Origin of the sequence: Marilutibacter aestuarii (assembly GCF_006546775.1) — a bacterium.
GTDB lineage: Bacteria > Pseudomonadota > Gammaproteobacteria > Xanthomonadales > Xanthomonadaceae > Marilutibacter > Marilutibacter aestuarii.
In genome coordinates this window covers 1-24,789 of the sequence record NZ_VICE01000075.1, presented here as the reverse complement: position 1 = coordinate 24,789, position 24,789 = coordinate 1, and the positions used below count along the sequence as shown (strand labels likewise).

General features: G+C 70.0%; 24 protein-coding genes. 5 read left to right on the top strand and 19 right to left on the bottom strand.

Annotation, left to right across the window (positions count from 1 at the left end; translation table 11 throughout):
- Positions 1-8: 8 nt before the first annotated feature.
- From ubiB to oleC, 5 genes are all read right to left on the bottom strand, one after another.
- On the bottom strand, positions 9-1,688 hold the full coding sequence (gene ubiB, locus FKV25_RS08105; RefSeq protein WP_141518289.1) for a ubiquinone biosynthesis regulatory protein kinase UbiB: 1,680 nt from the start codon (positions 1,686-1,688) through the stop codon (positions 9-11).
- Entirely contained in the window at positions 1,685-2,344 is a 660-nt protein-coding gene (locus FKV25_RS08100; protein ID WP_141518288.1) for a ubiquinone biosynthesis accessory factor UbiJ, read from the bottom strand. Before FKV25_RS08100 ends, ubiB begins: the two co-directional genes overlap by 4 nt.
- A 40-nt stretch (positions 2,345-2,384) precedes the next feature.
- A complete protein-coding gene (locus tag FKV25_RS08095; RefSeq protein WP_141518287.1) occupies positions 2,385-2,540 on the bottom strand; it encodes a DUF1328 domain-containing protein in 156 nt (51 codons plus the stop codon).
- A gap of 58 nt (positions 2,541-2,598) precedes the next feature.
- Positions 2,599-3,612 (bottom strand): 2-alkyl-3-oxoalkanoate reductase, encoded by a 1,014-nt coding sequence (oleD, locus tag FKV25_RS08090; protein WP_141518286.1) that lies wholly within the window; start codon positions 3,610-3,612, stop codon positions 2,599-2,601.
- Positions 3,613-3,709: 97 nt separating this feature from the next.
- Positions 3,710-5,392: an olefin beta-lactone synthetase gene (gene oleC / locus FKV25_RS08085; protein WP_141518285.1), complete on the bottom strand. Its 1,683-nt coding sequence runs from the start codon at positions 5,390-5,392 to the stop codon at positions 3,710-3,712.
- Between the two features lie 140 nt (positions 5,393-5,532).
- Here oleC and FKV25_RS08080 point away from each other — a divergent pair, with 140 nt between their 5' ends.
- A complete protein-coding gene (locus FKV25_RS08080; protein ID WP_141518284.1) occupies positions 5,533-5,940 on the top strand; it encodes a YkgJ family cysteine cluster protein in 408 nt (135 codons plus the stop codon).
- Positions 5,941-5,955: 15 nt separating this feature from the next.
- Here the strand turns inward: FKV25_RS08080 and FKV25_RS08075 are convergent, their stop codons facing one another.
- From FKV25_RS08075 to FKV25_RS08040, 9 genes are all read right to left on the bottom strand, one after another.
- A complete protein-coding gene (locus FKV25_RS08075; RefSeq protein WP_141518283.1) occupies positions 5,956-6,867 on the bottom strand; it encodes an alpha/beta fold hydrolase in 912 nt (303 codons plus the stop codon).
- 80 nt (positions 6,868-6,947) lie between these two features.
- Positions 6,948-7,634 (bottom strand): phospholipase D-like domain-containing protein, encoded by a 687-nt coding sequence (locus FKV25_RS08070; RefSeq protein ID WP_141518282.1) that lies wholly within the window; start codon positions 7,632-7,634, stop codon positions 6,948-6,950.
- Positions 7,635-7,646: 12 nt separating this feature from the next.
- Positions 7,647-12,935, bottom strand: a complete 5,289-nt coding sequence (locus FKV25_RS08065) for a DNA repair ATPase (RefSeq protein WP_141518281.1) — start codon at positions 12,933-12,935, stop codon at positions 7,647-7,649.
- Between the two features lie 142 nt (positions 12,936-13,077).
- Entirely contained in the window at positions 13,078-15,075 is a 1,998-nt protein-coding gene (locus FKV25_RS08060; protein ID WP_141518280.1) for a flotillin family protein, read from the bottom strand.
- An 82-nt stretch (positions 15,076-15,157) separates the two neighbouring features.
- A complete protein-coding gene (locus tag FKV25_RS16225; protein ID WP_170218589.1) occupies positions 15,158-15,316 on the bottom strand; it encodes a DUF8066 domain-containing protein in 159 nt (52 codons plus the stop codon).
- A gap of 33 nt (positions 15,317-15,349) precedes the next feature.
- Positions 15,350-16,000, bottom strand: a complete 651-nt coding sequence (locus tag FKV25_RS08055; protein WP_141518279.1) for a hypothetical protein — start codon at positions 15,998-16,000, stop codon at positions 15,350-15,352.
- A gap of 144 nt (positions 16,001-16,144) precedes the next feature.
- On the bottom strand, positions 16,145-16,837 hold the full coding sequence (locus tag FKV25_RS08050) for a PspA/IM30 family protein (RefSeq protein WP_141518278.1): 693 nt from the start codon (positions 16,835-16,837) through the stop codon (positions 16,145-16,147).
- Between the two features lie 36 nt (positions 16,838-16,873).
- Positions 16,874-17,488: a biofilm formation regulator BacA gene (gene bacA, locus FKV25_RS08045; protein ID WP_141518277.1), complete on the bottom strand. Its 615-nt coding sequence runs from the start codon at positions 17,486-17,488 to the stop codon at positions 16,874-16,876.
- Between the two features lie 147 nt (positions 17,489-17,635).
- On the bottom strand, positions 17,636-17,881 hold the full coding sequence (locus tag FKV25_RS08040) for a hypothetical protein (protein ID WP_141518276.1): 246 nt from the start codon (positions 17,879-17,881) through the stop codon (positions 17,636-17,638).
- 157 nt (positions 17,882-18,038) lie between these two features.
- Between FKV25_RS08040 and hemF the strand changes: the two genes are divergently transcribed.
- Entirely contained in the window at positions 18,039-18,953 is a 915-nt protein-coding gene (hemF, locus tag FKV25_RS08035) for an oxygen-dependent coproporphyrinogen oxidase (protein ID WP_141518275.1), read from the top strand.
- 79 nt (positions 18,954-19,032) lie between these two features.
- Here the strand turns inward: hemF and FKV25_RS08030 are convergent, their stop codons facing one another.
- The 5 genes from FKV25_RS08030 to FKV25_RS08010 form a co-directional block, all read right to left on the bottom strand.
- Positions 19,033-20,076, bottom strand: a complete 1,044-nt coding sequence (locus tag FKV25_RS08030) for an NAD(P)H-dependent glycerol-3-phosphate dehydrogenase (RefSeq protein WP_141518274.1) — start codon at positions 20,074-20,076, stop codon at positions 19,033-19,035.
- A gap of 20 nt (positions 20,077-20,096) precedes the next feature.
- The gene (gene secB, locus FKV25_RS08025) at positions 20,097-20,627 is read right to left on the bottom strand and encodes a protein-export chaperone SecB (protein WP_141518273.1); all 531 of its coding nucleotides are present in this window, start codon (positions 20,625-20,627) and stop codon (positions 20,097-20,099) included.
- A 206-nt stretch (positions 20,628-20,833) separates the two neighbouring features.
- On the bottom strand, positions 20,834-21,271 hold the full coding sequence (locus FKV25_RS08020) for a rhodanese-like domain-containing protein (protein ID WP_141518272.1): 438 nt from the start codon (positions 21,269-21,271) through the stop codon (positions 20,834-20,836).
- Between the two features lie 72 nt (positions 21,272-21,343).
- The gene (locus FKV25_RS08015) at positions 21,344-21,790 is read right to left on the bottom strand and encodes a hypothetical protein (protein ID WP_141518271.1); all 447 of its coding nucleotides are present in this window, start codon (positions 21,788-21,790) and stop codon (positions 21,344-21,346) included.
- 70 nt (positions 21,791-21,860) lie between these two features.
- Positions 21,861-22,355 (bottom strand): YiiD C-terminal domain-containing protein, encoded by a 495-nt coding sequence (locus FKV25_RS08010; RefSeq protein ID WP_141518270.1) that lies wholly within the window; start codon positions 22,353-22,355, stop codon positions 21,861-21,863.
- Positions 22,356-22,471: 116 nt separating this feature from the next.
- On the opposite strand from FKV25_RS08010, the gene FKV25_RS08005 reads away from it, so the two are divergent.
- From FKV25_RS08005 to FKV25_RS07995, 3 genes are all read left to right on the top strand, one after another.
- Positions 22,472-23,245 carry a uroporphyrinogen-III synthase gene (locus tag FKV25_RS08005; RefSeq protein WP_141518269.1) on the top strand — a complete coding sequence of 258 codons (774 nt, stop codon included), beginning with the start codon at positions 22,472-22,474 and terminating at the stop codon, positions 23,243-23,245.
- A gap of 89 nt (positions 23,246-23,334) precedes the next feature.
- Positions 23,335-24,342, top strand: coding sequence for a uroporphyrinogen-III C-methyltransferase (locus FKV25_RS08000; RefSeq protein WP_141518268.1), 1,008 nt, complete (start codon positions 23,335-23,337; stop codon positions 24,340-24,342).
- A partial coding sequence (locus FKV25_RS07995; protein WP_281286217.1) for a heme biosynthesis HemY N-terminal domain-containing protein occupies positions 24,339-24,789 on the top strand: 451 nt, incomplete at its 3' end. The genes FKV25_RS08000 and FKV25_RS07995, both read left to right, overlap by 4 nt.

The window sequence follows — 24,789 nt, the reverse complement described above, 5'->3', positions numbered from 1 at the left end:
GCCCCGCCTCAGCCGCGGCGGCGCGGCCAGGCGGCCAGCAGGGCCCAGACGCCTCCCAGCCCGGCGACCCAGCTCGAGGCCGGCACCGAGAGGATGGTCGGACCGCCGGCCTCCATCGCGTAGAGCATCACCGCGACGATCAGCAGGCCCGTGCCCAGCAGGGCGGCGACGGTGCGCCGCTGCAGGTCCTTGACCGCACGGGTGAGCTCGGCCAGGTCGCGCGAGCGCATGTTCAGGCTGTGCGTGCCTTCGACCTGCTGCTGCAGCCAGGCGTGCAGCAGGCGCGGCATCTCCGGCGCGCGGGTGACCAGCTCGGGCAGGCGCTTGCGGAACTCGCGCGCCAGCCGCGCCGGGCTGTAGCGCTCGACCAGGATCTTCTGCAGCACCGGGCGCGCGACCGCCCAGATGTCCAGTCGCGGGTCGAGCAGGCGACCCACGCCCTCGATGTTGAGCAGGGTCTTCTGCAACAGGATCAGCTGCGGCTGCAGGGTCAGTTCGTAGCGCTGGGCGACGCGAAACAGCTTCAACAGGACCTCGGCCAGCGAGATCTCGCTGAGCGGACGGGTGAAGTAAGGCTCGCAGACCGAACGCGCGGCGGCCTCCAGCTCGTCGATGCGGATCGTCGAGGGCATCCAGCCGGCCTGCACGTGCAGCTCGGCGATGCGGCGGTAGTCCTGGTTGAAGATCGCCATGAAATTCTCGGCGAGGTAATACTGGTCCTCGTCCGAGAGCTGGCCCATGATCCCGAAATCCAGCGCGATGAAGCGCGGGTTGTCGCGGCGCGCCGGGTCGCTGTCGACCCAGATGTTGCCGGCATGCGCGTCGGCATGGAAGAAGTTGTCGCGGAACACCTGGGTGTAGAACACCCGCACGCCCTTGGCCGCCAGGGCCTTGCGGTCGATGCCGGCGGCGTCGAGCGCACGCACGTCGTCGGACGGGATGCCGTGCACGCGCTCGAGGGTCAGCGCGCGCTCGGCGGTGTGCGACCAGATCACCTCGGGGACGTAGAGATCGTCGCTGCCGAGCCAGTTGCGCCGCAGCACGCTGGCGTTCGCGCCCTCGCGCTGCAGGTCGAGCTCGGCGGCCAGGGTGTTCTCGACTTCGTCGACGATCGCCCGCGGACGGATCTTGTCGGCATTGGGATGGGTGCGCTCGACCAGCGCCGCGACCGCGCCCAGCAGGGCGATGTCGCCGGCGATCTGTTTCTCGATGCCCGGCCTGAGCACCTTGACCACGACTTCGCGCCCGGGCTGGCCATCGACGCCCGGCAGGGTGGCCGCGTGCACCTGGGCGATCGACGCCGACGCCAGCGGCACGGTGTCGAAACTGGAAAAGGCTTCCGAAACGGGGCGCTCGAGCGCTTCCTCGACGATGGCGCGGGCGCGCTCACCGTCGAAGGGGGCGACGCGATCCTGCAGGGCCGACAGTTCGTCGGCCACGTCCGGCGGCACCAGGTCGCGCCGGGTGGAGAGGATCTGGCCGAACTTGACGAAGATCGGACCGAGGTCCTGCAATGCCATGCGCAGGCGCGCGCCGCGCGACTCCGCGGCGATCGCGTCGCTCGCGCTCGGCACGAAGGGACGCGCGAGCTTCAGCCAGCGCTCGGCGGGGGTGCCGTCGAGCAGGTCGTCGAGCCGGTAGCGCAGCAGGACGCGCCCGATGCGCCAGGCCCGCAGCGCCGACTTCATGCAGCGTCTCCGGCGTTGCCGGCGGCCTGGCGAAGTCGTCCCACGCGCGAGGCCAGGCGTTCGACGTCGTCGCGCACGGTATCGACGTCGTCGTGGAAGGCGTTGAGCTCGTCGCGCCCGACCACGTCGCGCGATTCCTCGGTCAGGAATTCGGCCGTCGTCGTGGCCAGGGCACTGCCGGCCGAACGCGCATGGCGCAGCCCGGCGGCGACGGCCTGGGCGACCTGGACACCGATCACCTCGCCGAACACGGCGACGAAGGGCTGCTGCCAGTCCGGATCGAAGCGTTCGGCCAGGCGTTGGAGGCGACGCGCGAGGTCGGCGTCGCCTTCGATGCGCATGCGCCCCACCGGCGGCGCGTCGTCGTTGCGCAGGAACGGCAACTGGGCGATCAGCCCGCCCAGCGTGCCACGAACGGAGAGATCGGCCGACCCGGCCTCGTCCACCGGGCCGACCGAGAGGCGCCTGCCGTCGACCGCCACCTGCAACGCCAGTGGCGGCGTAGCGAGGTGGAGGGCGACGCGGCGACCGTCAAGGGCCTGCAGGCCCTCGCGGGTGTCGGGGTCGAGCTCGAGCGCCCGGTTGAGGGCGGACTCGAGCGCTCGCCCGGCAAGCGGCTTGAGTGCGGACAGCGCGAAGGGGGTCTTGGAGGCCATGCGGCATTGTAGCCGCGCCGCGCCGTCCGTCGCCGCCGCGTCAGACCTTCTTGCGGAAGAACGACACGATCGCGAGGATCAGGAATACGACGAACAGGATCCAGGCGATGTTGCTCGCGGCGCCGGCGATGCCGGTGAAGCCGAGCACGGCCGCGATCAGGGCGATTACCAGGAAGATGATGGCGTAGTGAAGCATGTGGGCGTTTCCGGTCAGGTGCCCGATTGGCACTGGAAACAGCATTGCCGGACGCGCATCACCGCGACGTGAGCGCCGCCCGCTGCATCCAGTCGGCCTTCAGCCTTGTGAGGCCCTCGTCAATGGACACCCGCGGCACATAGCCGAAGTCGCGGCGCGCCGGTCCCATGTCGTACCAGTGCGTGGTCGCCAGCTGCTCGGCGAGGAAGCGCGTCATCGGCGGTTCGCCCTTGAGGTTGAGCAGGGGCCACAGGCCTTCGCAGGCAGCACCGATGGCGTAGGCCAGGCCGAAGGGCAGCGAACCGTGCACCGTCGGCGCGCCGGCGGCGTCGAGCAGCGCGTTGACGATGTCGCGCATTTCGCGGGGCTCGCCATTGCTGATGAAGTAGGCACGCCCGGCGCAGGCGCTGCCGACGGCGAGATGCTCGAATGCATCCAAATGCGCCTGCGCGGCGTTGTCGACGTAAGTGGTGTCGATGCGGTTGTGGCCGCCACCGACGAAACGCAGCCGCCCGGCCCGCGCGCGCTCGGCCAGGCGCGGCAGCAACTGGTTGTCGCCGACCCCCCAGATCAGGCGCGGGCGCAGGGCGACGGTGGCGAGCGTGTTGGAGTTGGCCGCGAGCACGGCCTGTTCGGCGAGCAGTTTGGTCGATGCGTAGGGTGCCTTCAGGTCGCGTCCGTAGGGCACCGTCTCGGCCGTCCCGCCCTCGACCGGATGGGTGGCGCGATGGGTCACGCTCGGCGTGGAGGTGTAGACCAGGCGGTCGATCCCGTGCACGCGGCATGCCGCGATGACGTTGTCGGTGCCGATCACGTTGGCCTCGTGGTAGCTCTCGTAGCTGCCCCAGGCACCGGCCTTGGCGGCATTGTGGAACACCGCCGCGCAGCCGCTGGCGGCCGAGATCACCGCGTCGCGGTCGGCGAGGTCGCCCCGCAACTGCTCGACCTGCATCGCCTCAAGGGCCGGATACTCGCCACGATTGAAACTCACCACGTGGTGGCCCTGGGCACGAAGTCCGCGGCACAGGGCCTGTCCGAGGAAGCCCCCGCCTCCGGTCACCAGAATCTTCATCGCGAACTCCCCTTGTGTCCGTGCCGGCGACCCCCGGCGCGCGACAAGCCTACCCGACCGGGGTGCCTGCGGGGGCCGCATTCGCGGATGGCGGACGTCAGTGCCGTTCCTGCGCCCAGCGGGCCAGGCGTTCGCGCCCGATCTTGGCGTTGTGGCGGATGTCCACCGGGAACCCGGGGTGGCGCAGGAAGGCATCGACGGCCGCGGCGCGTGGCTGCGCGCGCGCGATCGCACGCAGTTCTTCCTCGATGCGGGGCCACGCGTCGCGGCCCACGCCGGGGGCCAGTTCCACGCACAGGACGGGGCGCTGCGCACCGGCCGGCCCCAGGCCGACCAGGGCCGTGCGGCGCACCTCGGGGTGAGTATTGAAGACCGGCTCGACCTGCTCGGTGTACATCGGTCCGGTGGCGGTCTCCACGCGATGCGACTTGCGCCCGCAGAACCACAGCCGGCCGACATCGTCGAAGTAGCCGACGTCGCCCATCCGGTGCACCACGCGCACGTCCCCACCCTCCCCCTCGCGGATCTTCGCCAGGCGGGTCTGCGCATCGCGCCGGAAGTACGTGTCGGTGGCGGTCGGACCGGCCACGGTGATCTCGCCGACCTCGCCGGCGGGCAGGACCTCGGCGCCTGACCAGTCCGCGATCGGATCGTCGGTGATCCGGATGATGCGCACCTCGTTGGGCGCGACCGGGCGACCGACGCAGGTGCCCGCGCCGGCCTCCGTGGCGGCACGCGTGGCCTGCAGTTCGCGGCCTTCGATGACCGCGACGGGCAAACATTCGGTGGCGCCGTAGGGCGTCCAGAACTGCGCGTCCTCCGGCAACAGTTCGCGCATCCGGGCGACGACCGCCGCCGGCACCGGCGCCCCGGCCGAAGTCACCCGCTTGAGGGTCGGCAGCGGTTGGCCATGCGCGGCGAGTACCGCCATCAGGGCCGGCGAGCCGAACAACTGGTCGACGCCGAAGCGCGCGATCGCCGCGTGCAGCCGGCGCGGATCGGCGCGCGCGGGCCGGGTCGGATCCATGTCCGGGATGATCGAGGTCAGGCCCAGCGCGGGATCGAACAGGGCGAACGGCGGGAAGGTCGGCAGGTCGACGCCGCCCGGCTGCAGGCCGAAGGCGTCGCGCAGCATGTCGACCTGGGCGACGAAATGGCGATGCCGGTACACCACGCCCTTGGGCACGCCGGTCGAGCCGCTGGTGAACAGGATCGCGGCCACGTCGTCGGGCGCGGTGGCGGCCAGCTGCGCAGCGGCGCCGGCCCCCTGCGCCTCGATCGCGGCCAGGGTGGCGTCGGCCAGGACCGCGCGCCGGCCGGTGGTGACACGGATCCGCGCCGACTTCGCCCAACCCAGCACGACCCGCGCCACCTGCGCCAGCGGGATGCCGATGAAGGCCTCGGCCCCGGCCTCGTCCAGGCACTGGCGCAAGGCGCGGCGGTCGATGCCCGGGTCGACCAGCACCGGGACCGCGCCGATCTTGAACAGGGCGAACATCAGCAGGAAGAACTCCGGCGACGGTCGCACCATCACCACCGTGCGCGTCCCGCGGTCGATCCCGCGCGCCCGCAGGCCGGCACCGATGGCGTCGCTGCGCCCGTCCAGTTCGCGGTAGGTGAGGGCCTGGTCGTAACGCGCCAGGCCATCGGCACCGCGCCGGCCGGGGCAGCGCATGGCGACCTGGTCCGGGGCACGTGCGGCCAGTTCGGGCAGTCGCGCGGCGATGTTGCAGGGGGGCGTTCGGCCGCCGGCGGCGGCAGGATCGTGGGCACTCGTCATGGCCTCATTGTCGCCGCTCGCGGCGCCGCCGGGCCAATCCGGGCGCGGCACTTGCGCGCGGCCCGGAAACCCCCACAATTCCGCCACCCCGCGAGGCGTCGACGGCCCGCGCCCTTTCCCTCTCCCGAGCGATGGCGGCCATGAGCCACCCCTGCCTGACCTGCGGCGCCTGCTGCGCCCACTTCCGCGTCTCCTTCCACTGGGCGGAGACCGCGCCCACCCTCGGCGGCACCGTGCCGGAAGCGCTGACCGAGAAGTTCGACCACCATCGCGTGGTCATGCGCGGCACCTCGTCCAAGACCCCGCGCTGCATCGCGCTGGACGCGGAGATCGGCGTGCGCGCGCGTTGCAGCATCCACCCGATCAAGCCCAGCGTCTGCCGCGAAGTCCCCGCGTCCTGGGAGTTCGGCGCGGCCAGCGCGCAATGCGACAAGGCGCGACTGGCGCACGGGATGCCGGTGCTGACCCGGGCCGACTGGGACTTCCCGACCGAACCCACCGAACCGCCGACCGAGCCGCCGGCCCCGATCGCACCCCTGGCGGCCTGAAGCGCCTGCCCGCGCTCAGAGCGGGTGGCGGTCCAGGAAGTCGCGGATCATCGGCACGAGCACCTGGGCCTTGTCCTCGAGCACGTAGTGGTTGGCGTCCTCGAAGGCATGCACCTCCGCCTGCGGCAGGGCCGCGGTGAAGCCCTCGAGGAAATGGCGATCGAAGACGAAGTCGCGCAGGCCCCAACCGATGAAGGCCGGCCTGTCGGCGTACTCGTGCAGCACCCGCGCCGATTCGGCGACCGGTGCCCAGGCGCGGTCGCCCTCGCCCAGCGGGATGTCCTGCATGAAACGCAGGGTGCTGATCGCCTGCCGCCAGCCGTTGTACGGCGCCTCGAAGGCGCGCCGCACGTCGGCGGGCATGCGCTCTTCGACGCCCAGGCGGGTCGCGCCGCGCGCGAACAGGTTGAACGCGCGGATCATGAAGCCGCCCAGCTTCGAGTCGCGCCCCAACGACAGCTGCCAGGGCATGGGCTTGGCCGGCGGCAGCGGGAAGGCGGCGGTGTTGAGCACGACCAGCCGGCGCACGCGCTCGCGACGCGGCAGGGCCCAGCCGAAACCGATCATGCCGCCCCAGTCGTGCACGGCCAGCGTCACCGGCCCGTCGACGCCCAGATGTTGGAGCAGGGTTTCGACGTCGTCGATGCGCGATTGCAGCGTGTAGGCATAGGCGTCGTCGCCGGGCCGGTCCGACAGGCCCATGCCGACGTGGTCGGGGACGATGCAGCGGTAGGCCTTGCCCGTGGCGGGATCGGCCAGGCCGGCCACCAGCTTGCGCCAGTAGTAACTCCAGGACGGGTTGCCATGCAGCATGAGCACCACTTCACCGTCGCGCGGGCCCTCGTCGAGGAAGCTCATGCCGATGCCCGGGCGCACTTCGAAGCGCTTGGGGGTGAACGGGTAATCGGGGTAGGCGGTAGCGGGCATCACGGACTCGACGAAGGCCTGCAAGGGCCGGGGGCGCCCATTATCCCGCCCCGGGACCGTTCCGCCCACCGCCGCCCGGTTCAGGCGTCGTACCGCGACCAGAGCGCCTCGAACTGGCCGCCGAAACAGCGGACCAGGTACGCGTCATCGGTCACCGTCAGGTTTTCCTGGTTGTACGCGCTGGCGCTGCGGGTCCAGTTGAAACTGCCATTGGCCAGCAGGCGGCCATCGAACAGCGCGAACTTGTGGTGCATGTGGTGCTCGCTGGCGTCCAGCCGCACCGCGACGCCTTCGGCCTGCAGCCAGCCGATGTCGTTGCCGGTGTCGTGGAACTTGTCGTTGTCGCTGATCACGCGCACCCGTACGCCGCGCCGATGGGCCTCGACGATGGATTCGCGCAGGCGGTCGTCGGAAATGGTGTAGACACAGATGTCGATGCGCTCGCGCGCGCCGCCGCACAGTTCGCGCAATTTGCGCAGGCACGCATCGCCGGGCGTGAAGCAGGCACTCGACGCGACCGGGGTGGCGTCGCTGGCGACGTCCAGGGTCCTGACGACCTGTTCGAGCCACTTGAGGCCGTCGAGCGCGACGTCGGGGTCGCCCTGGATGAGGTCGCGCGCCATCGCGAAGGCGCGGTTGCGCAGGTAGCGCACCCGCTCGCGGTCGAGTTGCCCGCCGAGCGCGCGCAGGGCGTGCTTCTCGTCGGTGTCGAGGCGATGGTCTTCCACGCTCTCGCGCAGCATCCGGTCCAGGGCATCGAAATCCATGCGGTCTCCGGCTCAGCGGCGGGTGCGCCCGTGCAGGCGGTCGGCGAATTCGGCCAGGGCCTGTTCGAGCTGCTTCTGGCGCTCGGTCTCGCTCAGCGCGGCCGGCACCGTGCGCCCGTCGAGGTGGGCAACGAGCTGCCCGAGCAGCAACGACTGTTGCTCGGACCGCGCCTGCAGGCTTTCGGCCAGCGGCGCGAGGCCGTCGAGCCAGGCATCGGCGCCCTCGCGCGGCGTGGCCACGGGCGGCGACACATCGCGCTCGGCCAGGCGCTCCAGCAGGGCGAGCAGGCTCGACCAGCGCGCCGCCTGTTCCGGATCCACCGCCGCGGCCTGTCCACCGCGTTGCCCGAGGGCCTTCAGGCCTTCGACGAGGTCCGCGAGCTGGGCGACCACGCGTCCCCCGACGTCGGCATCATCGGCGCCCATGGCCTTGTTGCGCAGGAAGTCGCGCTTGATCTGCGCCCATCGCTCCCGCTGCGCGTCGTCCATGACGCCGCGCAGTTCGGCCAGTTTCAGCAGGTTCTCCTCCGCACCGGTCGTGAGCAGCTGCGCCTCGCCCAGGTAATGGTCGGCGATCAGTTGCTGCAGCTCCGCCTCGTTCATGACCGGCGACACCTTCTCGGCCAGCTTGTTCATGTTGCGATAGCTGCCCTGCAGGCGGAACGGTGGCTCGGTGCGGTACTTGTCGGCCTGGGCCGCGCTGGCGATGTACTGCTGGTTGACGCGATAGACGACATCGCGGATCCGCAGCAGGCGCTCGAGGGTGGCGGTGATCTCGTTGATTTCCGCGCCGCTGTAGGCGTGCGAGAGGGCGTTGGCGGAGAACTCGCGCCCCTGGGCACGGTCAACGAAGCGGTACAGGTCGGCCAGGTCGCGGGTGGCCAGCGGCGCCAGCACCGGGTTGGACGTCAGCGCGTTCTCGATGTAGCTCAGCGTAAAGGAGTCCTCCATGCCGCCGAGCACGTCGCCGAGGTTGTAGATGTCGGCGCGGTTGGCGAGCATGTCGGGGATCCGGAACACTTCACCGGATTCCGTGTACGGGTTGCCGGCCATGACCACGCAGAACTTTCGGCCCCGCATGTCGTAGGTGCGGGTGCGCCCCTTCCACACGCCCTCGATGCGCCGGGTGCCATCGCAGAGCGAGATGAACTTCTGCAGGAACTCGGGGTGCGTGTGCTGGATGTCGTCGACGTACAGCATCACGTTGTTGCCCATCTCCAGCGCCAGGTTGAGCTTGTGCAGCTCCTGCGCGGCGGTGGCGTCGGGTGCCTGCGCCGGGTCCAGCGAACGCACCTGGTGGCCGAGCGCCGGGCCGTTGATCTTCATGAAGTTCAGGCCCAGCCGGTGGGCCACGTATTCCATCAGCGTGGTCTTGCCGTAGCCCGGGGGCGAAATCATCATCAGCAGGCCCATCAGGTCGCTGCGCTTGGACTCGCCGACGGTACCCATCTGCTTGGCGAGGTTGTCGCCGATCACCGACAGGTAGACGTCGTTGATGAGCTTGTTGCGCACGAACGAGCTCAGCGGCCTGGGCTTGAATTCGTCCAGGCGCATGGCCTCGCGCTCGCGCGCCACCACCGCCTGGCGCTGCGCCTGGTAGCGCTGGAAGCCCGGGACGAAGTGCTCGCGATGCCACTGCAGGCGTTCGGCGAAATCGTCCACCGCCAGTCGCATGCGCCCATCCTCGATGCGGGGGTGCTCGCCCAGCAGCCCCTCGACATCGGCATGCAGGTCGGTCTCGGTGACGCGCAGCGCCAGCGGGTCGGCCAGCAGCAGCAGTGCGACCGCCTCGTCGACATGGCGTGCCAGGGGCGCGTGGCCGGGGTCGGCGCACAGGGCCTGCAAGGCATCGCGCGCCAGCGACCAGCGCGCGCCGGGCCGGTCGGCGAGACGATCGAGCGCCTGTTCGAGGTCGTCCCGGGCGGGGGCCTCGCCCAGCCGGGCACGCAAGGCGTCGAGGAGGTCGCGGGCATGGCGGGTGACGAGGAACTGGGGGTGTCGCGCCGCCAGCGCGTCCACCAGGTAGACGGCGGCGGGGCGTGCCAGGCCCGCGTCGAACGGCATCGCGGCTGCCCGGGCATGCGCGTCGATGGCGTCGGCAACCTCCCCGACCAGGCGGTCGATGCCATCGCGGCGACCGAGCAGCCGGGCGATGTCGTGGAGGGTACGCGCGCGGTCGGGCCAGTGCGCGCCGACATCGTCGTCGCGCAGTTGCCCCCAGGCCCACCAGGCCAGGGCGCGCGCCGCGGGCGCGTGGACCAGGCTGCCGGCCGTCGCCTGCAGGGGCAGCAGCGCCTGCAGGATCAGCGCTGCGTCATGGTCGTGGATGCCCTTCTCGTAGCCCTCGCGGTAGCGCGGGGCGGCGAAGTCGCGGATGCGCCGGTCGAGCGCGCCCGCCTTCGCTGCGTCCTGGGCCAGCATGTCCAGGTCGAGGCCCTCGCGGCCCTCGCGCGCCGCGTCCAGGACCAGGCCGGCGAGGTACTCGCCGCGATAGAGCTGGCTGGACTCCGAGTCCAGCGACAGCTGCCAGTACGCGCGCGAGTCGTCCAGGGTGGCGTCGTGGAGGGGCTCGAAGTAGTCGGTCCCGGTGAGGTGCAGGGACAGGCCGTCGCCGCGCGGCATCACCGTCAGGTCCAGCGGCTGGGTGTTGACGCTGAAGCGATGGCGCGGGCCGAGCTTGATGACGTCGCCGCCGGCCTCGAACAGTTCGCTGCGGTCTCGCAGGCCGCGCACCGCCTGGTCGCGCGCGCCCTTCAGGCGCGACTCGACGTCGTCGGCGCGGACATTGTCGCGCAGGTTGCGCAGGCGCTCGACGAGTTCACGCAACTTGAGGATCAGCGGATCGCCGGCAAAGAAGGCATGCAGTGCGTCGGCATCCGCGAGGCGTTCGGTGCGGCGCGGCAAGCCCTCGAGGATCCGCAGGGCGGCGTCCGCCACTGCCTGGGCCTTGCGCTGGCGCTCGTCCAGCAGGGCCTGCTTGTGCGCCTCGAAGGTTTCGAGCATTTCCTCGCGCTTGGCCAGGATGTCGGCAAGGAACTGTTCGTGCTCGCCGAACTGGCTCTCCAGCTCCTCCAGCTGGACCATCAGGCGCGACAGCTGCTCGTCGCAGCGCTCCGGGTCCTGCGACAGCGACAGGGCACTGGCGATGCTCTGGCTGAAGAGGCTGAACTGCGCGCCGAACTGCGCCATGGATTCGTTCGCGCCCAGGGCCTTGCGTCGCTGGTCGGCGCGTGCCTTGGCCTGGTTCAGCCGCGCATAGACCCCGGAGATGGACTCGACGATGCGCGTGCGCTGGGTGGCGTCCTCGACCTGGAGGCTCGCCATCAGTTCCGACAGCGTGTCCAGGTCGGCGGACATCGCCTGCATGGCCTCGAGGGCACCCGACAGCGCGCGTACGCTTTCGGCCGCCTGCGCGTCGCGATCGAGCGCGTCCAGGCGATCGGCGAAGGGCTGCAGGGCGCGGTCGCTGGCCAGGAAGGTCCCCGTCGCCTCGCCGATGCGCGCCTGCGCGGCCTGCACCTCGGCCTCCATCGCATCGACCGCGTCGACGTCGATGTAACGCTGCTCGCGAAGCCCCAGCAGGTGGCCGCGATGGCGCGACAGCGCGCCCAGCGCCTCCACGTAGGGCTGGACGGTGTCCCAGTCCTGCGTGAGCAAGCGCCCCATGAGTGCCTTCTGTCGCGTGGCGGCGTCAGCCATGGCCTCGCGCGACTGCCGGCGGATGCCCTCCACCTTCTCGTACTCGTCGATCACCGACTCGCTGGTGGCGACGATCTCGTGCAGCAGGGGGGCGAGCGCACCGCCTTCCGGATCGGCGATCCAGTGGTGGAGGTCGAACAGGCGCCGGGTGTCCTGGGCAAGCTGTTCGTAGCGCTGCGCGGAGACCTCGTCGGCGCTGATCGCACGCACCAGGCCGAACAGGTCGGAAATGCCGCGCACCAGTTCGGCGTTGCCGATGCGCCCCATGAAGCCCTCGCCGACCGGCTGCCGGGCCGCGAACTCATCGCTGCTGAACGGCGTCTCCCACACCTGCATCGGATGCACGCGGGTCGGCGCGTCGCTCTCGGAGCTGAAGATGACCATGCGGCCATCGTCCAGGCGCGCCATGCCATGGCCCGACATCGGCGGCTGCAGGCGCCGCTCGATCATGTTGTAGGTGAACAGCGCGGTGCGGCCGGCGACGGGTTCGTAGAAGACATACAGCACGTCCTCGCCATTGGGCGAGCGCACCGAGCGACTGAAGCGCATGCCACGCATGTCCTGCTCGAAGGCCTTGTACTCGCCGTTCTGCAGGTAGTAGCCACCGGGGAAGACGATGCCGTGGTCCTCGGGCAGCTGGATGCAGGCCTGGCCGATCTCGTCGATGCGCCGCACCTGCCGGGTCAGCGTGTTGTAGACGAGGTAGCGCCAGTCGGTTTCGCGGTAGGGCAGCACCTTGAGCAGCACCAGCGTGCCCAGTCGCGCGAACGCGACGCGGGCGTCGTCCAGCGATTGCGTCTTGTCCTCCACCGGCTCGCGATAGATGCCTTCGCCGTCCTCGGTGTTGTCCTCGATCTTGATGGTGAGGTCGCCGCCGAGGGTCTCCACGAACACCGTGTCGAGGATGTTCAGGTGCGGATGCCGACCGTTGACCGCCATCTCGCGGGTGGCCTCGGTCCACTCGAAGTCGTAGGGCGCCGGCAGCGCGATGTCGCGCTCGCCGCGATTGTCGATGTAGCGGACCTCGCGCCCTTCGTCGGCCACCGACCAGCGGAACACGCGCAGGTCGTCCAGGCGCTCGCCGATCTGGAAGGCGGCCAGCAGCTTGCCGTCGCGCAGCGCCAGCTGCACCAGGCGGGTGTCCTTGTAGTAGGCGTAGAGCTCACGGAAATCCTGGACGAAGGCGTCCTCGCCCAGGAAGCTCTCCGCATGGGCGACCGGGGTAACGTCGAAGCCGTCGCCGGATTCCACCAGCTCGTACAGCGAGAACACGTCCTCGACCCGGGTTTCCTTCTTCAGGCCGAGGAAGACGTTGTAACCGAACAGGAACTGGCTGCCGACCTGGACCAGGTCGCGGGCCACGCAGTTGTTCTCGGTCCGCACGCGCAGGCGTCCCAGCAGGGCCATGCGGCTGCTGCCGAACGTCTCCAGGCGCCGCGCGTTGAGCGCATCGGCAAGGCCCCGCAGGCGCTGCCCCTGGTCCGCCAGGCGCTTGTGCAGCACCTCGTACGCGCCGCCTTCGGCGACGGCGCGGTCCACCACCCCGCGACCGTCAACGCCCTTTCCGTCGTCGGCGCGGGAACCCGTACCCTGCTCGGCCATGTTGCTCCTTCCTGTTGCCCCGACCGGGGGCTGTGCTGGCGACGATGCCATCGCCGGGCGACCGCCGCCCGGCATCCGCCGGGTGGGCCGCTTCAGTCAACCTTGCCCGGCCGCGACCCTCGCCGCGGCCGGGACGGCGCGATCATGAGTCCAGCGATCGCTCGTCCTTCGCGGCCGGGCCCTCGCCCTTGCCGCGGGACATGAGGCGCTCGAGCACGTCCTGCACGATCGGGCTCTTGCCCGCCACGCCCTCGATCGCCTTGCCGACCGACAGCGCCTTGGCGAAGGAGTTGAAGAACTCGCCCTCGCCGCCGACGATGTCGATGTTGGCCTTGCCCAGCGCCGTGGCCAGGACATCGGCCTGTTCGCGGGCGATGTCCTTGTTGGCCTCGATGCCGGCGATGGCCTGCTCGAAGTTCTTCTCCAGCTGCATGCGGAACTCTTCGTGGCCGCGCGCGTTGTCCGACAGGGCGTCCAGCGAGGCGAACTTCTCTTCCAGGCCCTCGGCCTCGGACTTGAGCTTGGTCAGCAGCACTTCGGCTTCCGACAGGCCCACGTCGCGGGTCGCCTTGGCCTTGGCTTCGCCCAGCGACTGCTCGCCGCGCGCCTGCGCACCCAGCTTCTCCTCCAGCACCTTTGCCTCGGCCAGGCCCTTCTCGCGATCGCCACGCGCTTCGGCAGTGAGCTTCTCGGCGATGACCTTGGCCTCGGCCATGCCCTCCTTCTCCAGCGCCGCGGCGGTGACTTCGCGTACCCGCGCGTCGGCCAGGCCGGGTGCCGCACGCTCTGCCTCGATGCCTTCGGCCATCTTCTTCTTGGCCTCGGACTGCTTGGCCGCGGCCTCAAGCTCGGCCTGGGCCAGCACCGTGACCTCGACCGCCTTGTGCCGGGACGCGGTCTCGTCGGCCTCGGCCTGCTTGACCTGGCGCACCAGGTCCTGCTCGGCGCGCGCCTGCGCCTCGAGGATGACCACCTGCTTCTGGCGGTCGGCCTCGGAGACTTCGCGCACTTCCTTGATCCGCTCTTCTTCCTGGGCGACGGTCTTCTCGACGGCGACGCGCTCGCGGATGACGTTGGCGATTTCCTTGCGCTGTTCCTCCAGCGCCTTTTCCTTCTCGATCCGCTGCAGTTCGACCTCGCGTTCGCGCGAGACGATCTCCAGCTCCTTGGCGCGGGTGACCTTCTCGACTTCGATCACGACCGCGCGCTGGCGGTTCTGCTGCGCCACCTCGACCTCGCGCAGGCGGTTCTCGTCGCGGATGTCGAGCTGTTCCTGCACGGCGATGCGTGCCTGCTCGGCCTTCAGGCGCTCTTCTTCCTGCACTTTCAGGGTCTCGGCTTCCTCGCGCGCCTTGATGGTCTCGATCTCGCGCTTCTGGCGCGCCTCGGCGTCGGCCTGCTGGCGCTCGAGCGCCAGCATGGCCTCGCGGGTCTCGACGTTCTTCTTGGTGATCGCCAGCTCTTCGTTGCGCGAGAGCTCGTTGGTGATGACGTTCTGGCGGGCGGTCAGCTCGGTGATCTTGCGGATGCCCTCGGCATCGAGGATGTTGCTCGGGTCGAGCGAACCCTTCGGCGTCTGCTCCAGGTAATCGATCGCCACGTCCTCGAGCACGTAGCCGTTGAGGTCGTTGCCGATGACCTCGATGATGCGGTCCCGGAACTCCTGCCGGTTCTCGAACAGGTTCACGAACTCGATCTTCTTGCCGACGGTCTTCAGGGCCTCGGAGAACTTGGCGTTGAACAGCTCGTTCACCGCGGCCCGGTCGGAGGCGCGGTCGACGCCGATCGCCTTGGCGACCTTGAGCACGTCCTGCTGGGTCTCGTTGACGCGCAGGTAGAAGGCGACGGTGATGTCGGCGCGCATGTTGTCATGGCAGATCAGCCCGTCCTTGCCGCGCCGGTCGACTTCCAGCGTGATCAGGGAGATCTTCATGAACTCCTGCTTGTAGATCACCGGCAGGACCATGGCGCCGGTGAAATGCACCTTCGGCGTCGCCGACAGGTCGTTGACGATCAGCGCGGTGCCCTGCGGCACCTTGACGTAGAACGCCTTCACCAGGCCGACCAGGCCCAGCAGCATCGCCACCACGGTGCCGATGATCACCAGCACGGGCAGTACCTGTTCCATCTCGAGTGTCATTACCCCATCTCCCTTTCTGCGTGGGTGGGACCGCGGCGCAAGGTCGGCCGGGCCCGTGTGTGTCCAGGATCCTGGCGCCGGCTCAGGCGCCGCCTGCGTCCAGGCGTGCCGCGATGGCGACCAGCGCATCGGCCGTGCGGCGCTGCGCGTCCACCAGGCGCGTGGCCAGCCAGAGTCCGTAGCCGAGGACGCCGAATACGACCCCGGCATATACCAGCGTGATGATCATGTGGATCGGCATTTGGTGTTCTCCATGTCGTTGCCAACGGGGCCCTCAAGGCCCCCTGAATTCGTCCTCGCCGATCACCCGGTAGGCGTTCTGCGCTTCCAGGTACTCGATCAGCACCACGCGATCGCCGCGCGCGAAGCCCGCGGCCGACTCGTTCCGGACCTGCAGGACCAGGCCGGCGCCGCCATCCTCCACGGCCGCGATGCCCTGCAGGGCATCCACGCGCGGACTGCGCACGGTGCCGACCATGCCCAGCAACGAACGCGGCGGCTCGGGGCGCAGCTTGTCGTAGACCAGGCGCACGGGGCGCAGGAGCAGGCCGGCGACCGGCACCGCGGCCACGAAGCTGCCGACGACCACGCCGGTGCCGAGCACGAATCGCACCAGCCCGCCGGGCAGGTGCCGAAGCACGAGGTAGTCGGCGAAGTAGCTCGCGATCCATGCGGTCATGACCAGCACGGTCAGCACGATCATCAGCGGCAGGCCGGCCAGGCCGAACTTCGACAGGATGCCGGCGACGCCGCCCCCGTCTACGGCTTCCACGGCGTCGCTGGCATCGGTCTCCAGCCAGCCGTCGAACAGCTCCAGGTCGACCAGCCCCAGCATCGCGACCAGCCAGTACAGCAGGCATACCGCCAGCAGCACCGTGTAGACCACGGTCGGATACGACACAACCATCTGCAGGAATACGTCCATCGGCCCCTCCCCTGCCGCCCGTGCGGTGGAACCCGCGGCAATCGCGCCGTCGGGTCGCCGGGCATCCGTGCCCGGGCTTCGTGGCGGAGTCCGTCCCGCCGCATGCGTTCGCGCCGCCACCCCGGCGGGGCGCCGGCGCTTGGCTCAGGTGCCCGCCTGCTTCTTCAGCCGGTCCAGTACCGATTCCGCGCTGGCTTCGTCGGCGATGATGCCGGCCTCCTTCAGCTTCACGTCCACGCCGTCCTGGCCTTCGTCGCGCGCCAGTTCCGCCGCCGCCTCCATGCGTGCGCCCCGCTCGGCCTGCTTGAGCTTGATCCGGTCGAGCGAATCGACCGCGGTCTGCAGCCTGGACTGCGAGCCGCTGTAACGGTGCGCGACGGTGGCCTGCGCGCGCTGCACGCTTTCGGTGGCCTTGACCGTGTCGACCTGCTGCTTGAGCCGGCGGATGTTGCTTTCGGCCTGGGTGATCGCCTTGCGAAGGTCGGTGACGCTGGCACCGAATTGCGCCACCTGCTCGCGTTCGGCGTCGCGGGTGCCCTCGAGCACCGCGATCTTGCCGGCAACCTCACGGGCCAGGCCCTCGTCGCCGGACTCCAGCGCCTTGATCGCGTAGGCCTCGTACTCGGCGATCTTCTCGTTCGACTTCGCCAGGCTCGCTTCGGACAGCTTCAGCCTGGCCATGATCCCGGCCAGGGCCTCCTTGGATCGCCGCAGCTCGGCGTCGGAGTCGCGGATTTCCTGGTCGAGGATGCGCAGGGCCTGCCCGTCGACGATCGATTCGCCGACCTCGTTGGCCCCGCCGCGCAGCGCGGTCAGCAACTTGCTCCAGATATTCATGGTGTCTCTCCGTGGCTATGCGTGGACGGCGGCGGCTCAGGCCGCGTCGCGCAGGCGGGATTCGAAGGCTTCGGTGACCGAGATGACGTTGTCGGCCAGGGTGTCGATCTCGAACACCACGTTGGACAGCGAGGAACTCGCGTCGAGCGCGCCGAACATGATGTAGACCGGGTCGCCGTCGATCACCTCGATGCCGATCGTCGACAGCGGGAACAGCTTGTGGGTGCGCAGCACTTCCTCGTTGAAGGCCACCGCGTCCTTGACCTGCGACACCGGCCACATCAGGGCCTCGACGATGATCTGCTCGCCGACCACCGCCAGGAACACCGGCAGGTCGCCGTAGTCGTGCATGACCACGTGCAGGCTCGGCTCGGCGCCGTCGAGCAGTTCCACCGACACCGCGCCGGTGCGGACTGCGTCGGTGGCCGCCAGCGCCTCGTGCAGCGCGGAGGCAGTCCAGACCTTGGGCTCGTTCATACCAATCTCCTTCTGGGTAGGCACCGAGCCACGGGGCTGGCGCATGCGTCGTTCCACTGCCGCGAGCTCTTCGGCGAACTCGGGCAGGATCCAAAGCTCCTTCTTCACCAGCCCCATCTCGCGCAGTCGCTCGCGGTGCCGTCGCTGGTAGTAGGCGGAGGTTTTGCGTTCCATGGAATGGACCATACGCATCACATGTGACACTGTCAATACACCACATGTAACTTTCGAAGAGCATTACATGTGAGCAAGGCATTACGCGTCCCGGGCACCGCGACGGTGTGCGACGCCCGGGTACGGCAGAGCGACAGGAAAGGGCAATCAGGCCGGAATGGCGTGCTTGCGACGGGCCTCGGCGATCCGCGCGGCCAGTGCCGGGGTCACATCGCTTTTTTCGGCCTGGGCGAAGATGTTCGCCAGCACGCGACGCTCGTCCGCGTCGACCAGGCGGTCGCGCAGGGCGAGGTCGAGCAGACCCTCGAGTTCGGCGACGTCGAGCCGGCCGTCGTCGGCAAACACGCGGATCGACGCGAGGGCGATCTCGAGGTGGCTGGGGGGCGTGCCCATGTCCATGTCCTTATGTGGCGTCACGCGCGTGCGTCCGCTGCGACGGGGCGCCTACAGTAGCGCGAAACCCATTCGGCCCGCAGGCCGCCAGCGCCCACCGTCGGCGGGAATTGACGGCGATCAAGACCGCATCGCCCGCGCTTCGTAGAATGCGCGCATGGACAACTTCATGCGCGCACGCAATTACCTGACCGACCTGCAGGACCGCATCTGCACGGCCATCGAATCCGCCGACGGCGAGGCGCGGTTCCACGAGGACCGCTGGGACCGGCCCGAGGGCGGCGGCGGCCGTACCCGGGTGCTGCGCGAGGGCGCGGTGTTCGAGCAGGCCGGGATCGGCTTCTCCGACGTATCGGGCACCCGGCTGCCGCCCTCGGCGACCGCCGCGCGCCCGGAGCTGGCCGGCGCTTCGTGGCGGGCCACCGGCGTGTCGCTGGTGTTCCACCCGCGCAACCCGCACGTCCCGACGACGCACTCGAACGTCCGCCACTTCACGGCCGAGCGTGATGGCCAGACGGTGGCCTGGTGGTTCGGCGGCGGTTTCGACCTGACGCCGTTCTACCCGGTCGACGAGGACGTGCTGCACTGGCACCAGGTCGCCCGCGAGCTGTGCGAACCCTTTGGGGGCCAAGCGCGTTACCAGGCGCACAAGGCCTGGTGCGACGACTACTTCTTCCTCAAGCATCGCGACGAAACCCGCGGGGTCGGGGGCCTGTTCTTCGACGACCTGCACGAGGAAGGCTTCGAGCCGGCCTTCGCGTACATGCAGGCGGTGGGCAATGGCTTCCTGGATGCTTACCTGCCCATCGTGGAACGCCGCCGCGACATGCCCTACGGCGAGCGCGAGCGCGACTTCCAGCTGTACCGTCGCGGCCGCTACGTGGAGTTCAACCTGGTGCACGATCGCGGCACGCTGTTCGGACTGCAATCGGGCGGGCGCACCGAATCGATCCTGATGAGCCTGCCGCCGCTGGTGCGCTGGCAGTACGGCTACCAGCCCGAGCCCGGCAGCGCGGAAGCGCGCCTGGCCGACTACCTGCGGCCGCGCGATTGGCTGGCGGAGTTGGGTTGACCGGCCGCGCGCGCGACGCCGCGGAATGAGAAACGGGCGCCCATGAGGCGCCCGTCGCATGTCGCACGTCCGTCGGGCCTCAGTCGAAGAGGCCGTGCGGGTATTCGGGCTTCTGCTCGCGCGACATCAACAGCTGGAGACCCTCGGCCGGGGTGATGTCGCCATGCAGTACCGACTGCACCGCCTGCGAGATCGGCAGTTCGATGCCGTGCCGCTCGGCCTGGCGCATGACCTCGTCCGCGGTCTGGATGGACTCGACCACCTGGCCGATCTCACGCACGGCATCCTCGATGCTCTGCCCACGCCCGAGCGCGAGGCCCAGGCGACGGTTGCGCGAGAGATCGCCGGTGCAGGTCAGGGCCAGGTCGCCCAGGCCGGCCAGGCCCATCAGAGTCTCGGCCTTGCCGCCAATGGCGTGGTTGAGCCGCAGCATCTCGTTGAGGCCGCGGGTGATCAGGCCCGCGCGGGCATTGAGCCCCAGGTCCATGCCATCGGCGACGCCGGTGGCGACCGCCAGCACGTTCTTCATCGCTCCGCCGAGCTCGGCGCCGAGCATGTCGCCGCCGGTGTAGGCCCGGAACGCGGGACCATGCAGGGTGTCGGCGACCTGCTGGGCGAAGGCGTCGTCGTCGGAGTGCACGGTCAGGGCGGTCGGCAGCCCGGCGACCACCTCCTTGGCGAAGGAGGGGCCGGTCACGACGGCCAGGGGCACGCCGGGGCCGAAGACCTCGCCTGCCACCTCGTGCAGGAAACGCCCGCTACCGGGCTCGAAGCCCTTGGTCGCCCATGCCACGCCGACGCCATCGGGGCGCAGCGGCGCGAGCTCGCGCACCACTTCGGCGAAGGCATGGGACGGGACGACGACCAGCAGCATGCCGGCGCCACGCACCGCCTCGGCCATGTCGGTGGTCGCCGTCAGGTTGTCCGGCAACGTATGGCCGGGCAGGTAGCGCTCGTTCTCGTGGCCCTGGTTGATCGCTTCGGCGGTTCCGGCATCGCGCCCCCACAGCACGGTCGGATGCCCGTGCCGTGCGGCGAGCGCGGCGAGGGCGGTGCCCCAGGACCCCGCGCCGAAAACGGCGACCGGCGGAAGGGCGCCGGTCACGTCGTTGCTGGCGGCCATGCAGCGCGCGCGCCCGTCGCTCAGGCGTTGCCGGCGGCGTCGGTGTTGGCGAGGCTGTCGCCCGCCGCCTGCTGCTGCGCCTGGCGCTGGCGCAGGCCCTCGGCGTACAGCGCGTCGAAATTGATCGGCTGCAGGTAGAAGGGCGGGAAGCCACCGGCCTGGATCAGGTCGCTGACCAGCTGGCGCGCATACGGATACAGGATGCTCGGGCAATGGCTGCCGAGCAGGCCGTCCAGGGTCTGCGGATCGAAGCCCGAGAGGCCGAACACGCCCGCCTGCTTGACCTCGGCGAGGTAGATCGACTTGTCCTCGACCTTGCAGGTCAGGGTCAGCGACAGCACCACTTCGTAGGCATTGTCGTTGAGGCGCTGGACGCCCTGGTTCATGTTCATCTGCAGCTGCGGCTGGGCCTGCTCGTTGAACACGCCGGGGGTGCCGGGGGCTTCGAAGGACACGTCCTTGGCGTAGATCTTCTCGATCGAGAAGCTCGGACCGTTCTCGGTGGCGGCATCGGCCGGCGCGGCAGCGCCGTTGTTCAGTTCTTCGGCCATTTCGGCAACTCCAGGAAATAAGGTTGAGTGGAATCTGGGTGGATGTTGGGATGCGGAAGGATCGCATATGCCCGGATCAGCCCCGGTTTCGCCCCGCCCCTGTCAGTGCAGGTTGGGGTCGCCCGGGCCGGTTGCAAGCCCCGCCGGACGGCCACGGGATGGGCGGCGGCACCGCTCCAGCGGAAAACGTGACCGGTTGCGCGGCCTCAGCGACGGCCCTTGACCAGGGGCAGGTCGGCCTGCTGCCAGGCCTGGACGCCGCCCTCGAGCCAGTAGACCTGCTCGAAACCCGCCTTTTTCAGGCGCTGCGCGGCGGCCGCCGAGGCCGTTCCGTTGCGGCAGACCACGGCGACCGGCAGGGCCTTGACCCCGGCGAGCAGCTTGCTTTCCGGGTCGAACTGGCTGGGCGAGACCGATCGGCTGCCGGCGATATGCCCCTTTTCGTAGTCGTTGCTGGAGGACAGGTCGACGACCAACGCGTTCTCACGGTTGATCAGCCCGGTCAGTTCCGCGGGACGCAGGGCCTTGTAGCCCCTGAACAGGCGGGCCACCTCGGTGTAGACCAGCGCGGCGGTGATGCCGGCGAGGCCCAGCGATAGGAGGGTGTGGCGGCCGGCGAACGCCAGCAGTTCTTCAAGGTTCACGGACACATCCATGAAAGCGGGGCCGGGATTGTCGCCCAGCGCCGCCGTCGGCGCAAAAAAGCGTGCGGCGCGCTACTGGCCCTTCCAGAAATCCGGCATCCCGCTGGTCAGCCACCACTGCTTGGCCTCGGCGTCGTAGCGCCATTCCTCGCGGTACTGGGCGGTCCGCTCGGCCATCGTATGCCGGTTGATGATGCCGATCTCGATGTCGCGCGCCGCGAAGCCCCCCTTCAGGTCGGCGGTGGAGGCGATCTCCCGGTACGAGGAAACCTGGAGCTGCGCATAGCGCTCGAGCTCAAGCTCGGTGAGGGGATGCTGCTCGCGCACGCCCGGCTCGACCAGGCCGAAGGCGCCCTCGAAGTCGCCCCAGCGGATCGCGCCCGCCCAGGCGTACTGGCGCTTTTGCAGGCTGTCGTTGACCGGGCCGAGGCTGCTGGCGCAACCGCCCAGCACCAGCATCGCCGCGGCGAGGAAAAGGAAGAAACGACCCTGGAGGCGGGCGCTGGCGGACTGATGCATCGGGACTCCCGGCAATTGCGGTGACCCCCGCATCCTACCGGTTCGCGTCGCCACCGGGACCGTGCCGGATCTACGGTTTGGCGATGGCGACGTAGCGCGCGGCGAACTCGGTGGCGCTACCGCCTTCGGGCAGGCGCGCATGGGCCACGATGGCGATGCGGGCACGACCGCGGTTGCGCAGGGTGGCAATGAAGGTCTCCCAGTTCGCCCCCGGGGCGGCTTCGGCCTCGACCGCGAGGTCGGCGAACAGTGGCGCGAGGTAACCGATCTGGCTGTCGGCGACGAAGACATCGGCCTTCAGGCCCGCGCGCTCCAGGTGCAGCGAGACGACGCCCCAGGACGCCAGCGTCATCATCGAGGCCAGGCTGCCGCCGAACGCGCAGCCCTTGTCGTTGACATGGCGCGCCAACGGCGCGCTCAGCCGAAGGCAATGGCCGTCGTAACCCTCGATGCGGATGTCCATCGCCGCCACCGGCGGCATCGACCGGTAATGGTCGGCCAGGCGGGCGAGCGCACCATCGGGATCACTCGGGGCGGACGGCGGGCAGAGCGGATGGACGGACATCGGCGAACAGGGCGCGGGTGGGGTGCGTGAGGGTACAGGCTTATCGCGACGCCGGCGCCTGTACGACAGGGTATGGACGACGCCGTCTGCGCGCCGGCTGTGCCAAGCTTCCGCGCATGGAACCGCACGTGTTTCCCCGATGGCACCTGGTGTCGTTGCGCCCGCAGGGGCGCCACGATGCGCTGCGCGCGGCAGTGCGACGGCACGGCGGCAGCGTGCTCGCGCTGTCGACCTGCCGGCTGGAGCCGATCGACGACGCGCAGGCACGGGCAAGGCTTGCGGCGGCGCTGGCGACGGAATTGGCGATCTTCACGAGTCCGGCGGCGGTTTCGGCCGCGAATGCCCTGCAGGCCCTTGGCGACCTGCCGGGGCTGCATGCACTGGCCGTCGGCGAGGGTACGGCCGCCGCGCTGCGCCGGCTGGGCGTGGCGAAGACGAGCCAACCGGCGCGGATGGACAGCGAGGGCCTGCTCGGCATGCCCGTGCTGCAACACGTCGACGGACGCCGGATCGGCCTGGTGACCGCCCCCGGTGGCCGCGGCCTGCTGCAACCCGGGCTGGAGGCCCGCGGCGCGACGGTGTTGCGCGCCGACGTGTATCGACGCCAACCCGTCATGCCTTCGCCACGCGCGATCGAAGCCCTGGCCCGGATGCGTTCGCCGGCCGTGGTGGCGCTGAGCAGCGGCGAGGCGATGGCACAGGCCCTGTCGCACTTGCCGGCCGGACATGCGGCGCGGCTGTGCGCGCTGCCCGCCGTCGCCAGCAGCGCGCGCCTGGCCGCGAAAGCCCGCGAGGCGGGGTTCGGGACGGTCGCCATCGCTGCCGGTCCGCGGCCGGCGGCGCTGGTCGAAGCGGCGCTCGAGCTCCTGGGCGAACGCCGCGACACTTGAGCCCCCATCCGGGCACGACGCGTCCTGCACGCGGTCGACAGGGCCTTCCGGTAGCATGCGTGTCTCCCCCTGTTCCGTGACGTGCTGCCGTGTCCGACCCCCGTCCTTCCACCCCTGAACCTGCCCGCCGTCGCAGCGGTGGCGGCTTCGTGCTGCTCCTCGTCGTCCTTGCTGCGCTGCTCGCGGCCGGCGTCTACGCCTGGCGCCAGTGGCAGGCGCAGGAGCAGCGCCAGGCCAGCGAGCGGGCGATGGTCGCCGATGCCGACCATCGGATCGACGCGCTCAACGAGCGCCTGAATGCCCTGCGCGCCGACCAGAACGCGCAGAGCCAGCGCCTCCAGCAGGCCGACGCGACCAACCGGATCATGCGCGACGAACTGCTCGGCATCGGCCAGCGCGCGGCGCTGCTCGAGGACAGCGTCATGCAGCTCAGCGATCCCGCCCGCACCGGCGTGCAGGCCCTTCGCCTGGAAGAGGTCGAGCTGATGCTGATGCTCGGGGAGCAGCGACTGCGCGTCGCCGGCGACCTGGAAGGCGCCCGCCGCAACTACGCCATGGCCGCCGATGCGCTGGACACCATCAAGGACCCGGCAAACGTCGACCTGCGACAGGCCCTGATCCAGGAACGGCAAGCGCTGGACGCGCTGGAAGCCGACCCGCGTGCGCAGGTGCTGGCCGAGATCGCGGCGTTCGCCGACGCGCTGGGGCAGGCTCCGGCCGCCACGCCCGAGCGCCCCGAACTGGCGTCCGGACCCTGGTGGAAACGGGCCTTCGCCAACGTCTTCGACATCCAGCCACGCGAGCGCGTGATCGCCGAGTCGCCGTCCGACCGCGCCGACGCGATGGCGGCGCTGCAGCTCGAGCTGACACTGGCGCGGGTCGCCGCCGAGCGCCGTGATGGCGAGGCTTTCCGCAAGGCGCTCGCGCGCGCCGATGGCTGGCTCGGACGCCTCTGGCCGCCATCGGCGGAACTGGATGCCCGGCGCAGCGCGCTGGAGGCGATCGCGGCACGGCCGGTGACGCTGTCGATTCCCACCCTGGGCAGCACGCTCGAGCAGCTCCGCCAGTCGCGCGGCAGCCACCCGGAGGCCCCATGAACCTGTTCCGCAGCCTGTTGTTCTGGATCATCCTCGCCCTGGCCGGCGCCCTGGTCGCACAGCTGCTGGCGCAGGACCCCGGTGAAGTCATCGTCAATTTCTCGGACTGGAGCTATCGCAAGTCGCTGTCCTACACCCTGCTGCTGCTGATCGTCGGCGTCATGGTCGTCTGGGTGGCGTGGCGGGTGTTGAGCGCGCCGTTCGTGATCCTGCGCCGGCGCCGCAAGAAGGCCGCGCGCGTGCGACTGATCGACGGGCTCGAAGCGGTCCACCAGGGTCACTGGAGCCGCGGCGAGAAGCTGCTCGATGACGCCGCGCGCGACCGCGAAGTGGCCACCGTCGCGCGCATCGGCGCGGCCCATGCCGCCAGCGGGCGCGGCGACCTGCAGGCGTCGCGCAAGCACCTGGCGCCTTTGCTGGAGCAACACGCCGCCGCGCATGCAGTGG

What these genes read in the sequence shown, in the direction of transcription:
- ubiB (WP_141518289.1), bottom strand. Translation starts at nt 1,688, where the DNA reads ATGAAGTCGGCGCTGCGGGCCTGGCGCATCGGGCGCGTCCTGCTGCGC.
- FKV25_RS08100 (WP_141518288.1), bottom strand. Translation starts at nt 2,344, where the DNA reads ATGGCCTCCAAGACCCCCTTCGCGCTGTCCGCACTCAAGCCGCTTGCC.
- FKV25_RS08095 (WP_141518287.1), bottom strand. Translation starts at nt 2,540, where the DNA reads ATGCTTCACTACGCCATCATCTTCCTGGTAATCGCCCTGATCGCGGCC.
- oleD (WP_141518286.1), bottom strand. Translation starts at nt 3,612, where the DNA reads ATGAAGATTCTGGTGACCGGAGGCGGGGGCTTCCTCGGACAGGCCCTG.
- oleC (WP_141518285.1), bottom strand. Translation starts at nt 5,392, where the DNA reads ATGACGAGTGCCCACGATCCTGCCGCCGCCGGCGGCCGAACGCCCCCC.
- FKV25_RS08080 (WP_141518284.1), top strand. Translation starts at nt 5,533, where the DNA reads ATGAGCCACCCCTGCCTGACCTGCGGCGCCTGCTGCGCCCACTTCCGC.
- FKV25_RS08075 (WP_141518283.1), bottom strand. Translation starts at nt 6,867, where the DNA reads ATGCCCGCTACCGCCTACCCCGATTACCCGTTCACCCCCAAGCGCTTC.
- FKV25_RS08070 (WP_141518282.1), bottom strand. Translation starts at nt 7,634, where the DNA reads ATGGATTTCGATGCCCTGGACCGGATGCTGCGCGAGAGCGTGGAAGAC.
- FKV25_RS08065 (WP_141518281.1), bottom strand. Translation starts at nt 12,935, where the DNA reads ATGGCCGAGCAGGGTACGGGTTCCCGCGCCGACGACGGAAAGGGCGTT.
- FKV25_RS08060 (WP_141518280.1), bottom strand. Translation starts at nt 15,075, where the DNA reads ATGACACTCGAGATGGAACAGGTACTGCCCGTGCTGGTGATCATCGGC.
- FKV25_RS16225 (WP_170218589.1), bottom strand. Translation starts at nt 15,316, where the DNA reads ATGCCGATCCACATGATCATCACGCTGGTATATGCCGGGGTCGTATTC.
- FKV25_RS08055 (WP_141518279.1), bottom strand. Translation starts at nt 16,000, where the DNA reads ATGGACGTATTCCTGCAGATGGTTGTGTCGTATCCGACCGTGGTCTAC.
- FKV25_RS08050 (WP_141518278.1), bottom strand. Translation starts at nt 16,837, where the DNA reads ATGAATATCTGGAGCAAGTTGCTGACCGCGCTGCGCGGCGGGGCCAAC.
- bacA (WP_141518277.1), bottom strand. Translation starts at nt 17,488, where the DNA reads ATGGAACGCAAAACCTCCGCCTACTACCAGCGACGGCACCGCGAGCGA.
- FKV25_RS08040 (WP_141518276.1), bottom strand. Translation starts at nt 17,881, where the DNA reads ATGGGCACGCCCCCCAGCCACCTCGAGATCGCCCTCGCGTCGATCCGC.
- hemF (WP_141518275.1), top strand. Translation starts at nt 18,039, where the DNA reads ATGGACAACTTCATGCGCGCACGCAATTACCTGACCGACCTGCAGGAC.
- FKV25_RS08030 (WP_141518274.1), bottom strand. Translation starts at nt 20,076, where the DNA reads ATGGCCGCCAGCAACGACGTGACCGGCGCCCTTCCGCCGGTCGCCGTT.
- secB (WP_141518273.1), bottom strand. Translation starts at nt 20,627, where the DNA reads ATGGCCGAAGAACTGAACAACGGCGCTGCCGCGCCGGCCGATGCCGCC.
- FKV25_RS08015 (WP_141518271.1), bottom strand. Translation starts at nt 21,790, where the DNA reads ATGCATCAGTCCGCCAGCGCCCGCCTCCAGGGTCGTTTCTTCCTTTTC.
- FKV25_RS08010 (WP_141518270.1), bottom strand. Translation starts at nt 22,355, where the DNA reads ATGTCCGTCCATCCGCTCTGCCCGCCGTCCGCCCCGAGTGATCCCGAT.
- FKV25_RS08005 (WP_141518269.1), top strand. Translation starts at nt 22,472, where the DNA reads ATGGAACCGCACGTGTTTCCCCGATGGCACCTGGTGTCGTTGCGCCCG.